This is a genomic window from Roseovarius pacificus (genome assembly GCF_900142665.1).
Lineage (GTDB): Bacteria > Pseudomonadota > Alphaproteobacteria > Rhodobacterales > Rhodobacteraceae > Roseovarius > Roseovarius pacificus.
The window spans coordinates 738,984-752,131 of sequence record NZ_FRBR01000001.1 but is presented as its reverse complement, the minus strand read 5'-3'; the positions used below and the strand labels follow the sequence as shown (position 1 = coordinate 752,131).

13 protein-coding genes are annotated in these 13,148 nt (G+C 64.5%); all 13 read left to right on the top strand.

The window, feature by feature from the left end; translation table 11 throughout:
- Positions 1 to 13 precede the first annotated feature (13 nt).
- Positions 14 to 733, top strand: a complete 720-nt coding sequence (locus tag BUB53_RS03655; protein ID WP_073032811.1) for a 3-oxoacid CoA-transferase subunit A — start codon at positions 14 to 16, stop codon at positions 731 to 733.
- Between the two features lie 17 nt (positions 734 to 750).
- Positions 751 to 1,425: a 3-oxoacid CoA-transferase subunit B gene (locus tag BUB53_RS03650; RefSeq protein WP_073033710.1), complete on the top strand. Its 675-nt coding sequence runs from the start codon at positions 751 to 753 to the stop codon at positions 1,423 to 1,425.
- Between the two features lie 12 nt (positions 1,426 to 1,437).
- Positions 1,438 to 2,637 carry a 3-oxoadipyl-CoA thiolase gene (gene pcaF / locus BUB53_RS03645; protein WP_073032809.1) on the top strand — a complete coding sequence of 400 codons (1,200 nt, stop codon included), beginning with the start codon at positions 1,438 to 1,440 and terminating at the stop codon, positions 2,635 to 2,637.
- A 304-nt stretch (positions 2,638 to 2,941) separates the two neighbouring features.
- Positions 2,942 to 3,727 (top strand): IclR family transcriptional regulator, encoded by a 786-nt coding sequence (locus BUB53_RS03640; RefSeq protein ID WP_229709446.1) that lies wholly within the window; start codon positions 2,942 to 2,944, stop codon positions 3,725 to 3,727.
- 12 nt (positions 3,728 to 3,739) lie between these two features.
- Complete coding sequence (locus tag BUB53_RS03635; protein WP_073032807.1) at positions 3,740 to 5,263, top strand: class I adenylate-forming enzyme family protein; 1,524 nt, start codon at positions 3,740 to 3,742, stop codon at positions 5,261 to 5,263.
- Positions 5,264 to 5,265: 2 nt separating this feature from the next.
- Positions 5,266 to 6,030 (top strand): citryl-CoA lyase, encoded by a 765-nt coding sequence (locus BUB53_RS03630; RefSeq protein ID WP_073032805.1) that lies wholly within the window; start codon positions 5,266 to 5,268, stop codon positions 6,028 to 6,030.
- Positions 6,031 to 6,034: 4 nt separating this feature from the next.
- The gene (locus tag BUB53_RS03625) at positions 6,035 to 6,748 is read left to right on the top strand and encodes an SDR family NAD(P)-dependent oxidoreductase (RefSeq protein ID WP_073032803.1); all 714 of its coding nucleotides are present in this window, start codon (positions 6,035 to 6,037) and stop codon (positions 6,746 to 6,748) included.
- A gap of 53 nt (positions 6,749 to 6,801) precedes the next feature.
- Complete coding sequence (locus BUB53_RS03620) at positions 6,802 to 7,785, top strand: Bug family tripartite tricarboxylate transporter substrate binding protein (protein ID WP_073033708.1); 984 nt, start codon at positions 6,802 to 6,804, stop codon at positions 7,783 to 7,785.
- A 75-nt stretch (positions 7,786 to 7,860) separates the two neighbouring features.
- Positions 7,861 to 8,385 carry a tripartite tricarboxylate transporter TctB family protein gene (locus BUB53_RS03615; RefSeq protein WP_073032801.1) on the top strand — a complete coding sequence of 175 codons (525 nt, stop codon included), beginning with the start codon at positions 7,861 to 7,863 and terminating at the stop codon, positions 8,383 to 8,385.
- Positions 8,386 to 8,388: 3 nt separating this feature from the next.
- Entirely contained in the window at positions 8,389 to 9,894 is a 1,506-nt protein-coding gene (locus tag BUB53_RS03610) for a tripartite tricarboxylate transporter permease (RefSeq protein WP_073032799.1), read from the top strand.
- On the top strand, positions 9,891 to 10,718 hold the full coding sequence (locus BUB53_RS03605; protein WP_073032796.1) for an SDR family NAD(P)-dependent oxidoreductase: 828 nt from the start codon (positions 9,891 to 9,893) through the stop codon (positions 10,716 to 10,718). The genes BUB53_RS03610 and BUB53_RS03605 overlap by 4 nt, the downstream gene beginning before the upstream one ends.
- Positions 10,719 to 10,728: 10 nt before the next feature.
- Positions 10,729 to 12,078: a hypothetical protein gene (locus tag BUB53_RS03600; RefSeq protein WP_073032794.1), complete on the top strand. Its 1,350-nt coding sequence runs from the start codon at positions 10,729 to 10,731 to the stop codon at positions 12,076 to 12,078.
- A 6-nt stretch (positions 12,079 to 12,084) separates the two neighbouring features.
- Positions 12,085 to 13,077, top strand: coding sequence for an NAD(P)H-quinone oxidoreductase (locus BUB53_RS03595; protein WP_143163116.1), 993 nt, complete (start codon positions 12,085 to 12,087; stop codon positions 13,075 to 13,077).
- Positions 13,078 to 13,148 lie beyond the last annotated feature (71 nt).

Genomic DNA, 13,148 nt, shown 5'->3' with positions numbered 1-13,148 from the left:
AAGGAGACAGAGAATGAACAAGCTATGCCCTGATCTGGTGGCTGCCGTCGCCGACATTCCCGATGGCGCGACGGTTATGATCGGCGGGTTCGGCGGATCGGGGGCGCCGGTGGAACTGCTGCATGCGCTGATCGACAGGTTTCGCGCCACGGGGCATCCGGCCCGGTTGACCATCGTCAACAACAATGCCGGCAATGGCGGCATCGGCATCGCCGCGATGATCAGGGCGGGAATGGTGGCGAAGGTGATCTGCTCTTTTCCGCGCAGTTCCAACGCCGAGGCCTTCAACGAGAAATACCTTGCGGGCGAGATCGAGCTTGAACTGGTCCCGCAGGGCACGCTGGCCGAACGCATCCGCGCCGCGGGTGCGGGTATCCCGGCCTTTTACACGCCGACCTCTTACGGCACGGAGCTGGCCGAGGGCAAACCGGCGGAGGAATTCGATGGCAGGATGTATGTGCGCGAGCGGTGGCTGAAGGCCGATTTCGCGCTGATCAAGGGGCAGCAGGGCGATACGGTCGGAAACCTGACCTATCGCATGGCGGCGCGCAATTTCAATCCGCTGATGGCCATGGCCGCCGACAGGACCATCGCGCAGGTGTCAAGGCTGGGCGAACCGGGATGTATCGACCCGCAGCAGGTGATCACCCCCGGCATCTTCGTCGATACGATCGTGGAAGTCCCCGAACCTCAACAGGAAGAAGTGCTGGTGCGCATGGGAGTGGTCTATTGATGTCGGGTTTCAATATCATGGAAGACAAGCTGTCGAACGCGCAGATCGCATGGCGTGCCGCGCAGGATATCGGGGACGGGTCCTATGTGAACCTCGGGATCGGCTTTCCCGAGATGATCGCCAGGTTTCAGCCCGAAGGCCGCAACGTGACCTATCACACCGAAAACGGCGTGCTGGGCTTTGGCAAGGCGCCTGCCGAGGGCGACGAGGACTGGGACCTGATCAATGCCGGGAAAAAGGCCATCACGCTGAAGCCCGGCGCCTCGTTCTTTCACCATGCCGACAGTTTCGCGATGGTCCGTGGCGGGCATCTCGATCTTGCGGTGCTGGGGGCCTACCAGGTTGCGCAGAACGGCGATCTGGCAAACTGGCGCGTGGGGTCAAAAAGCGTTCCGGCCGTGGGCGGGGCGATGGATCTGGTCCACGGCGCGAAACGCGTGGCGGTGGTGACCGATCATGTCACCCGCGACGGAGCGCCCAAGCTGGTCGAATCCTGCACCTTTCCGCTGACCGGGCTGGGATGTGTCACCCGTGTGTACTCGTCGCTGGCGGTGGTCGATATCGTGGATGGCAAATTCGTGCTGCGGGAAAAGCTGCCGCAAATCCCGATGGACGCCTTGCAGGCGGTGACAGGGGCAAGGCTGCACTCCGAAGGCCAGGTCGGCGATCTGATCGTTCCGGCGGATATCTGAAGGGGGCCTGTGATGACCGAGGTTTATATCTGCGACTATATCCGTACGCCGGTGGGCCGCTATGGCGGCGCATTGTCGTCCGTGCGGGCCGACGATCTGGGCGCAATCCCGTTGAAAGTGCTGGCCGAGCGCAACCCGGAGATGGACCCTGCGGCGATCGACGACGTGATTTTCGGCTGCGCCAATCAGGCGGGCGAAGACAACCGCAACGTGGCGCGCATGTCGCTTTTGCTGGCCGGCTACCCTGACACGGTTCCGGGCACCACGATGAACCGGCTTTGCGGTTCGGGCATGGATGCCGTGATCACCGCCGCCCGCGCAATCCGCGCGGGCGAGGCCGATCTGATCGTTGCCGGCGGTGTCGAGTCGATGTCGCGCGCACCCTTCGTGATGCCGAAAGCGGAAATCGGTTTTTCCCGCGCCAACGCGGTTCACGACACGACCATCGGCTGGCGCTTCGTCAACAGCCTGATGAAGGCGCAATACGGCGTCGATTCGATGCCGGAAACCGCCGAGAACGTGGCAGAGGATTTCAATGTCTCCCGCGAAGATCAGGATCTTTTCGCCCTGCGATCGCAACAAAGGGCCGGGGCGGCGATGGCCAGCGGGCGTCTGGCGACGGAAATCGTGCCGGTGACCATCCCGCAGCGCAGAGGCGATCCTGTCGTGGTGGCAGAGGATGAGCATCCGCGCCCCGCCACCACCCTGGAAGCGCTGCAAAAACTGCGCTGCATTGTCAAAGCGGACGGGACCGTGACGGCGGGCAATGCGTCGGGTGTGAATGACGGCGCGGCGGCGCTGATTCTTGCCTCGAAGGACGCGGCGCGTGTGCATGGCCTGACGCCCGTCGCCAGGGTTCTGGGTGGGGCCAGTGCCGGTGTCGCGCCGCGGATCATGGGCTTTGGCCCGGCGCTCGCGTCGAAAAAGCTGATGGACCGTCTGGGTATGAAACAGGACGGTTTCGCGGTGATCGAACTGAACGAGGCTTTTGCGTCTCAGGGGCTGGCGACGCTGCGCGATCTGGGGATCGCCGATGACGACCCGCGGGTGAATCCGAACGGCGGTGCGATTGCCCTGGGGCATCCTTTGGGCATGTCCGGCGCCCGGATCACCGGCACGGCGATGCTGGAGCTGAAACCCGGGCAGAAAAGCCTGTCGACCATGTGCATCGGCGTCGGTCAGGGCATTGCGATCGCTTTGGAAGCCGTCTGATCAGAGGCCGTGCGTCCCTTTTGCACAAGTGAATGAGGCGAGGCGCCCGGCCGCATGGTCGGGCACGTTTCGTCATTTGCGCCGTGTGGAACGGGTGGGCAGCCGGATTTTTCGGTATTGGTTTTTCAATTTGTTATTAAAGATAATATATGTAAAACAGTAATTTAAAAAAATATATATCAGTATATGATAAAAAAAATTCGATATATGATAAAAATTCGATAGACTCTCGCGGCCTGCCGGACAAGTTTTATCCCTGTCGGAGGGGCCATTCGATTGGCCTGTCCTGAAGGGGGAGGGGCCATTGCCCACACTGGACGCAGATTCCGGCCGGCGCGCTGAGACGTCGCTTGCCAAGGCCATCCGGCTGCTGCCCATCGTGGCGGAACGCAACGCGACGGGCGTCAACCTGTCGACGGTGGCGCGCAAGGCGAACCTCACGACGGCGACGGCGCGCAGGCTGTTGCAGGGGCTTGTCGATGGCGGGCTTCTGAGCTTCGATCCCTATTCCAAAATCTACACGCTCGGCATCGGGTTGTTCGATCTCGCCGGTGCGCCGGGATCGCCGCGGCAGTTCGATGCCGTGCGCATGGAACTGCATCCCGCGCTGGCCGAGACCGCCACGGTCACGGGCGAAACCGTTTACCTGACGGTGCCGTTCGGCGACGAGGCCCTGTGCATCGACGCGGTGATCGGGACCACCCCGCTGCGGGCGAATACGTTGCAGGTCGGGTCCCGGCGGCCCCTCGGGGTGGGGGCGGGAAGCGCGGCCATTCTGGCGGCGCTGCCCGAGAACAGCTGCGACCGTCTGATCAGCTCCAACAGCGAGGTGTACGGACGCTATGGCGACCTCTCCACGGCCGAGGTCCGCTCCATGGTGCGGCATTGGCGCAAGCATCGGTATCTGGTGAACAATTCGCTCATCATCCCGGATGTGAGCGCGATTGCGGTGGCCGTGTTCGATGGCTCCGACCGCCTTCTGGCGGCGCTGTCGGTTTCGGCGCGCAAGTCGCGCATGGGCCCTCAGCGCCGTAAGGAAATCGTGGCCGTGATGGAACAGGCGCTCAACCGCGCCGGGCTCAAGACCTGAGGCAAGACAAGCATGTATCCAATCCATTTCTTCGATCGCGCAGCACGGCTCTGGCCGGATCACATCGCCGTTGAACACGGCGACGAGGCGCTGAGCTACAAGGCGCTTCACGACCGGGTTCAGGCGCTGGCCACGGGGTTGCAAACGCTCGATCCCGCGTTCGGCTCGCGGGTCGGGATCTGTTGTTACAACTCTGTGGATCACCTGATCAGCTGGCTGGCCGTTCTGGCCGCCGGCAAGGTCTGGGTGCCGCTTCAGCCGATGAACGCCAGGGCCGAACTGGTGCGCGCGGTCGAATTCACCGGGGCCAGCATCGTCATTGCCCAACCCGAGACCGTGGACAAGCTGGCCGGGGCCGAGACCCGGTTCCTGATGTCCGATCCGGCGGGCGGCCCCGAGACCACGATTGCGCTGTGTGAAAAGCATATGGGGCAGGTGCCCGAGGGTGCGGATATGCCGCTGAGCGCCACGCAGGCGATCAAGTTCACCGGGGGCACCACCGGCTTGCCCAAGGGGGTGATGCAACCCTATCGCGCCTGGAACACGAATATCGCGATCCAGATTTCGGCATGGTCGCTTGCCGAGGGGCAGCGCTATCTGGCGGCGGCTCCGATCACGCATGGCACCTCGACCTACATTCTGCCGACGCTGGCCACGGGGGGCACGCTGGTTCTGCTCGACAGGCCGCGCCCCGAGGAAACGCTGCATTTCCTGCAAAATGCCGGGATCACCACCACCTTCGTGCCGCCCACTGTTCTCTATATGCTGATGGAACTGGAGAACGTGCGGGAGTCCGATTACGCGGATCTCAGGAACCTGATCTACGGGGCCGGTCCGATGCGCCCCGACGCCATCGAGCGGGCGCAGGCGATTTTCGGCCCGTGCCTCGCCTCGACCTACGGCCAGACCGAAGCGCCGCAGATCGCCACGATGATTTCCGCGCAGGAGTTGCAGAACCCGGCAAAGCGCGCCTCGGTCGGGCGCGAGACGTTCCTGACGCAGGTCGAGATCATGGATGGCGAGGGGCGCATCCTGCCCGCCGGGGAAACCGGCGAGATCGTGATCCGCGGCGACCTGTTGATGACCGGCTACTGGGATCAGCCCGAGGTGACCGCCAAGACCCTTGTGGACGGGTGGCTGCATACCGGCGATCTGGGGCTGAAGGACGAGGACGGCTATGTCTTCATTCGCGGCCGCGCCAAGGAGATGATCATCACCGGCGGGTTCAATGTCTATCCCGCCGATGTGGAAACGGTGATGGGCGAGCATCCCGATATCATCGACTGCGCGGTTTATGGCGTTCCCGACGACAAGTGGGGTGAATCCGTACATGCCGCCGTGCAGGTGCGCGACGCGCAATCCGTCACCCCGGCCGAGATTATCGCCTTCATCCGCGAACGGCTGGGGCCGGTGAAAACGCCCAAATCCGTCCGCTTCGTCGAGAGCCTGCCGCGCAACGCGATTGGCAAGCTCCAGAAAACGCAACTCGCCGAACAGCACATGGCGCAGCGCGCCGATGCACTCAAGGAAGGTTAATCATGTCAAAATCCGCACCGACCACATCGCTTTGCCGGTATACCGATACCGAGATTTTCTATCGCGACCGCAACCTGGTCGATGAGCTGCTGACCGGCGACAGCGATTTCGTGACCGTCATGATGCAGCACATCCTGGGGCGCGATGTGCCGCCCGGCCAGAAACGGGTGATGAACGCGATCCTGATCACCATGATGGAGCACGGGCTGACGCCGAGCGCCATCGCCACCCGCTCGATCTACATGTCCGCCCCCGAGAACCTTCAGGGCGCGGTGGCCGCGGGCCTTCTTGCGGTTGGCAGCCAGTTTGTCGGCACCATCGAGAACAACGCGCGCCTTCTGGCGGAACTGGTCGATCTGGAGGGCGATGCCCAGGCGGCCCGCGCCGCCGGGATCGTGCGCGAGCACCGTGCCCGCAAGGCGCATCTGCCGGGGTTCGGCCATCACCTGCACAAGCCCGACGATCCGCGTGCGCTGAGGCTCCTGGAGATCGGCGAGGCCGAATGCGAAACGCCCCGCTACCTGACGGCGCTTCGGACCCTGTCGGCTGCGGTGGATGCCGAATTCCAGCGCCATATCACCATCAACGCCACCGGCGCGACGGCGGCCCTGCTCGGGGATATGGACATTCCGGTGGAACTGATGCGCGGTTTTGCCGTCATTTCCCGCGCTGCGGGGCTTGTCGCCCATATCGCCGAAGAACAGCGCAAACCGTCGGGTCGTTTCATCTGGGAGACCATCGACAAAGCCATGCCCTTTGAAAGCTGAGTCAATGCAGGATTTCGCAATCGTCACAGGCGGAGCCCGCGGGATCGGGGCGGCGGTGGCCCAACGGCTGAAGGCCGACGGGCTGCGTGTCGCCGTGGTGGACCGGGTCCGGCCCGAACACGATGTCGCCGACGAGGTTCTGGACCTGGACCTGTCGGATGTCGAGGCGGTTCAGTCCGCGCTCGGGGCCTTCTGCAAGGGGCGGCGCGTGACCCGGCTGGTCAACAATGCCGGCATCGTCGAGCCCGCCGACGTGGAATCGACCGATCCCTATTCGCTCGATCGGGTCGCCGCAGTCAACTTGCGTGCGCCGCTCCTGTGCCTTCAGGCGGCGTTGCCCGCGATGAAGGAGGCCCGGCTGGGCCGGGTGGTGAACATCTCGAGCCGCGTGGCGCTCGGCAAGGAACTGCGCTCGGCCTATTCGGCAACCAAGGCCGGGCTGCACGGGATGACGAAAACATGGGCGCTCGAACTCGGGCAGCACGGGATCACGGTGAATGCCGTCGGTCCGGGGCCGATCGCCACCGAACTTTTCAACAAGGTCAACCCGCCCGGTGACCCGCGCACGGACCGGATCATCCAGTCCATTCCGGTCAAGCGCACAGGAAACCCCGAAGATGTGGCCGATGCCGTATCGTTCTTTTGTTCGGAGAGATCGGGATTCGTGACGGGGCAGGTTCTGTTCGTCTGCGGAGGTATGACGATCGGATCTGCCTGAACAGCATCCGGACACCCGGAAAACAGACGTTTTCACCAATGGAGGAGAAGAAGATGACACTTTCCAGAAGAACGATCATCGCTGCGGCAGGCGCCGTTTCGATGCTGGCCCTCGGCACATCGGCCATGGCCCAGGATTACCCGAGCAAGCGTATCACCATCATCGTGCCCTACAGCGCCGGTGGCGCGACCGACATCCTGGCCCGTCAGGTGGCCGATAGCCTGAGCCAGGCGCTGGATGAAACGGTGACGGTCGAAAACCGCCCCGGTGCCGGTGCGACCCTGGGGACGACTCAGGCCGCCAAGGCCCGGCCCGACGGGTACACGCTTTTCATGGGGCAGGTGTCATCGCACGGGATCGCGCCTGCGGTCTACAAGAACCTGCAATACGACCCGGTCGCGGATTTCGCGCCGATCAAGCTGTTGATGTCGATCCCCAACGTGATGGTGGTCAACAAGGACAGCCCCTACCAGAGTGCCGCCGAATTCCTTGCCGCGGCGCAATCCGAGGGCAAGACCTTCGGCTCGTCCGGTGTGGGCAGTTCGATCCACCTGTCGGGCGAAATGTTCAAGGCCCGCACCAAGGCCGACATGACCCATGTGCCGTTCCGTGGCAGCGGCGAGGCCGTGCCCGCCCTGCTGGCCGGGGATGTGGACGTGATGTTCGACAACCTGCCGTCGGCCATGCCGCATATCCAGTCGGGGGCGCTGCGCGCCCTGGCGGTGACCACGCCGGAACGCTCGGACAAGCTGGCCGACGTGCCGACGCTGGATGAGCTGGACATTCCCGAACTCGACGGGTTCGCGGCGCGGTCGTGGTTCGGCCTGCTGGCGCCCGCCGGAACGGACGAGGCGATTGTCGCAACGCTGTCCGACGCGCTCGATCAGGTCATCGTCAGCGACGGGTTCGTCAAGTTCGCCGATACGCGTGGTGCGCAGATCGAGGGCGGCAGCCCCGAGGCGTTCAGCGACTTCATCGCCAGCGAGTTGTCGAGCTGGAAAACCGTCGTGGACGAGGCCGGCGTGACCGTCGAGTAACACTGCGATATCATCATGCGTGGCGGCCCCGACGGGCCGCCACTGCCGACTCACACCACAGGAGGAGGGTCAGCCATGAGCGGAAACACAACCCGGACCGATGCCCACAGGGGCCGCCGCCGCGAGATCGTCTTTGCGGCGCTCACGCTTGCGGCGTCGGTGCTGTTCGCCCTGATCGTCATACCGACCGGGGTCACGACGCCATCCTCGGTGAAGCACCTGCCGCTGTCGCCGGCCTTTCTGCCGTATCTTCTGACCATCGCCATCGGCCTGTTCGCCCTGATCCACATGCTCGAAGCGATCTTTGCCCCGCATATCCCCGGCGAAGACGAAGACATGATGTCGGGCGTTCACCCCAGATGGAAAAGCCGCCTGCTGATGCTCTGTGCGTTGCTGCTGGTCTATCTTCTGGTGCCCGACCGGCTGGGCATGCTTCTGACCTCGGTTCTGGTCACCGTCGCCCTGCTTGCCATCGGCGGCGAGCGGCGTCCCGTCATCCTGCTGGGGGTCGGGATCACCGTGCCGCTGCTGGTCTATCTGTTTTTCGCCCATGTCGCGCAGGTGCCCCTGCCGACGGGTATCTTCGAAGACTGGATGTGATTCATGCTTGAAAACATCGCAACCGGGTTCGAACTGTTCTTCACCCTGGGAAATCTCATGGCGATCACCGCGGGCGTCTGCCTGGGGGTGGTTGTCGGGGCCATTCCGGGGCTGACGGCCACCATGGCCGTGGCGCTTGCGCTGCCCTTCACCTTCAATCTCGATCCGGTGACCGGTATCCTTCTGCTGGTGGGGGTCTACAAGGGCGGGGTGTTCGGCGGGTCGATCACCGCCATCCTGATCCGCGCGCCGGGCACACCGGCGGCGGCCTGCACCATTCTCGACGGGTATCCGCTGGCCCAGAAGGGGCAGGCGGGCAAGGCGCTGAACATGGCGCTTTACGCGTCGTGCATTGCGGATTTCCTGTCGAACCTGTCGCTGATCTTTTTCGCCAGCCTGATCGCGGGCCTGGCGCTGGCCTTCGGCCCGCCGGAGTATTTCTGGCTGATCTGTTTCTCGCTGACGGTGGTCATCTCGATCTCGGGATCGTCGCTGACCAAGGGGCTGATCTCGGGCCTGCTGGGGCTTCTGACCTCGACCATCGGGCTCGATCTGGTCTATGGCACGCAGCGCTTCACCTTCGACAATTTCAACCTGATGGGGGGTGTCAGCTATATTCCCTTGCTGATCGGTCTTTTCGCGCTGCCCGAAGTCATTGATTTCTACGTGCGCAAGGTCGCGCCCGTCACCGTCAAGACCGCCGACAAGAGCCGCGTCACGCTGGAGGAATTTAAGCGCAGCCTTGTCTCGATCATCCGCGGCAGCTTTATTGGCGTCATCATCGGCACCATTCCCGGCGCCGGGGCCACCGCCGCGGCGTTCCTGTCCTATGGCGAGGCGCGGCGGACCTCGAAATCGCCGGAAACCTTCGGCAAGGGCAATATCGAGGGCGTCGCCGCCTCCGAGGCCGGGAACAACGGTGTGGCCGGGGCCACGCTCATTCCGCTGCTGGCGCTGGGCATTCCCGGTGACGTGGTGACGGCGGTGATCCTCGGGGCGTTCATGCTTCAGGGGCTCACGCCGGGGCCGCTGATGTTTCAGGACAACATCACCATCATCTACGCGATTTTCATCGGTATCATGCTGAGTTCCGTCGTGCTGCTGGGCTCGGGCAAGCTTGCCATCCGGTATTTCGCGAAGATCGCCGATATCCCCCGCCATATCCTTCTGCCGGTGGTCCTGATGTTCTGCGTCTTCGGCAGCTATGCGGTGCAAAGCCAGATGTTCGACGTCGGCGTGATGCTGGCCTTCGGGGCGCTTGGCTATGTCATGATGAAAATCCACATGGCCGCCGCGCCGTTCCTGATGGGGTTCATTCTGGGGCCGCTGTTCGAGGATAACCTGCGCCGGTCCTTCCTGATCTCCGAGGATATCACGATCTTCTTCAGAAGCCCGATCTGCTGGATCTTCATCGCGATCACCGTCCTGTCGCTGTATGTCGGCGTCCGGCGGGAGCTGCGCGCGACGCGCGCCAAGCGCGATGCGATCCGCGCGGGAGGTGCGCGATGAAGGCGCCGGTCCGATCCGAACTCGAAGGGCGCGTCGCGCTCGTGATCGGGGCCGGTTCGATCGGCACGGGCATCGGGATAGGCCGCGCCATCGCCATCTGCCTGGCCCGCGCAGGCGCCCATGTGGTGGCCGCCGACAGCAATCTGGCCGCCGCCGGGGAAACCGTCGCCCTGATCCGCGACGAGGGCGGCCAGGGCGAAGCCCGCAGCGTGGACGTGCTCGACGATACCAGCGTGACAGAGCTTGTCGGCGCGGTGGAGGCCGGGCATGGCCGGCTCGATATCCTGCATTGCAATGTGGGGCTTGGCAAAAGCGGGCCATCCGACCGGACCAGCCCGGCGGAGTGGCGGCGTATCAGCGACGCCAACCTGACCTCGCTGCACGTCGCGGCGCAGGCGGCGCTGCCGATGATGCGTGCGCAGGGGCGCGGGGTCATCACCGTGACCTCGTCGATTGCCTCGATCCGGCATACGGGTTTTCCGCATCTGGCCTATTCGGCCACCAAGGCCGGGGCGAACCAGTTCGCGCGCGCCCTTGCGGTCGAACTGGCGCCGGATGGCATCCGGGTCAACGCGATCATCGCCGGGCTGATCGACACCCCGCGGATCGGCATCACCCTTGCGCAAAGCTATGGCGACAAGACCGAGGCGCAGATGCGCGAGGCCCGCGCCCGGCAATGCCCGCTGGGGCGCATGGGCAGTGCCTGGGATATCGCCGAGGCGGCGGTTTTCCTGGCCTCCGACAGGGCGGGCTATATCACGGGAACCGAACTGGTCGTCGACGGTGGCTTGTCGGCAAGCGTTCGTCAGGCCATGGATGGCTGACCCCGCAGCAATGCCGATGTCCCCGAAGGACAGGATCAATGCCGTTGTCGCGCTGTGCCTGCTGTGTGCCGGTGCGGCGTCGATTTTTGTTCACGTGCCCGAAATGCCCGTGGGCGTGGTCCTGATCGTCATGGCCGTGCTGAACCGGCAGCGGCTCAACCGGCCTGCGCGGATCATCGGGGTCATCGTCATGGTCCTGTTCTTCGGCGGCTGGCTGACGGGCTGGCTTGCTTCGTCGGATGCGATGCCCCGTGTGATCTTTCTCGGGGCCCTTCTGATCGCGCTTGGTATTCTCAGCCGCGCGGCCTCGCGCGCAGAGGACGTCCGGCGCGCCGCATCCATCGTCGCCAACCGTCCCCGCGGGGCGCGGTATCTGTTCGTCATGTTCGGCACGCATGTCTTTGCGATCTTCCTGAATTTCGGGGCCGCCGCCCTGATGGCGACGCTTCTTGCGCAAAGCCGCGATACGCTCGTGCGGCAGAACGCGGTCGAGGATCTGACCCTGGCCATGCTGCGCGGGTTCGCGGCAATGCCCATGTGGTCGCCGCTGGCGCTGTCGACGATCATCACCCTGTCGATCCTGCCCGAGGTCGGCTATTTTCAGGTGCTGCCCTACGGGATCGCGGCGGCGGTGCTCTATGTCGGCGCGGGCTACCTTTTGTCGAAAGGCCCCTCGCACGATGCTGGTCTGACGCGCGCATTGCCGTCCTGGCCCGAGCAACTGGTGCTGGGGCGTGTGGTTCTCAGGGTCGTTCTGCTGGTGGCGGTCGCGTTCGGGTTGCACCATCTGGCGGCGCTGTCGATGCCCGCATCGGTGCTGGTGGCGGTCCTTTGCTTTTCGCTGGCCTGGTGGGGCGTGCAGATATTGGCCGGGGCCGCGCCCGGGCTGCATCGCGAACTTGCCGCGACAGCCGGGAACAGCGTGAACGAGATCGTCATCGTCTCGGGCGCAGGCTTCCTCGGGGCGGTGATCGCCGAAACCATCTCGGCATTTGGCGGAGCGATTGCCGCGCCGCCCGACATCCTGCTGCCGGTGATCGTCGCCCTGGTGCCGGTGGGGATGGTCGGCGCAGGGTTGTGGGCCGTCAATCCCATCGTGTCGGCCAGCATCCTGCTGGGCGTCCTTCATCCGCTCGTGCCCGAGCCCGCGCTGATCTGGCTGGCACTGGCGGCGATCCTGGGGTGGGGCATCACGGCCGCTTCCTCGCCCTTCACCGCCAATGTGCTGATCACCAGCCGGATCATGGGGCTGGACGGGGGGCACCTTGTGCGCAGGGGCAACCTGAAACTGACCGTGCTGGCCTTGCTGGTGGTCGGGCTGTTCTGCGCCACGGCGGTTTTCATTTCATTACAGAGGTAAGAGCACATGACCCAGACGATGCAGGCCATTTTCGCCACCGAACCGGGCGGTCCCGAGGTTCTTGAGGCGCGGCCGATTCCCGTGCCCGACCCTGCCGCGGGCGAGGTTCTGATCCACGTGGCGGCGGCGGGGGTCAACCGCCCCGACCTGCGCCAGCGCAAGGGCGGCTACCCGCCGCCCCCCGGTGTGACCGAGGTTCTGGGTCTCGAAGTGGCGGGCGAGATCGTGTCTTGCGGCGCTGGCGTGACGGGTTACGCGCCCGGCGACAAGGTCTGCGCCCTCGTCGCGGGCGGGGGCTATGCGGAATATTGCGTTGCCCCGGTCGAACAGGTTCTGCCATGGCCGCCCGGTCTGACGGCGCTCGAAGCCGCGGCCATCCCGGAAACCTTTTTCACCGTCTGGACCAACCTGTTTCGCATCGGGCGGCTGAGCGAGGGCGAAACCGTTCTGATCCATGGCGGCGCCAGCGGCATCGGCACGACGGCGATCCAGCTGGCCTGCGCCCTTGGCGCAACGGTTTACGCCACGGCAGGCACCGACGAAAAATGCCGGGCATGCAGGGAACTGGGCGCGACCGAGGCGATCAATTACAAAACGGAGCGGTTCGAGACCGAAATCGCCCGATTGACCGACGGGCGCGGTGTCGATGTCATTCTCGACATGATCTGCGCCGAGTATCTGGATCGCAATCTCGCCTCTCTCGCCGTGGGCGGGCAGCTGGTGATCATCGCGTTTCTCGGAGGCGGGCGGACAGAGGTGGATATCGAATCCATGATCCGCAAACGCCAGACCCTTTGCGGCAGCACCCTGCGCCCGCAGACGCCGCAGGAAAAGGGGGTGATCGCGCGCGATCTGCACCGGTATGTCTGGCCGCTGCTGAAGAGCGGCACGGTCCGGCCCGTCATCCATTCCGTGCATCCTTTGGGGCGGGCCTGCGATGCCCATGCCGAGCTTGAGGCCGGGGGCCATGTGGGAAAGATCGTTCTGTCCGTCAGGTAGGGGGCGAACCGCCCCGGTCGGAACCGGGCGCGGTCTGCGCTGTGTTGCATGAAATGTCCCGTTTTTGCGGT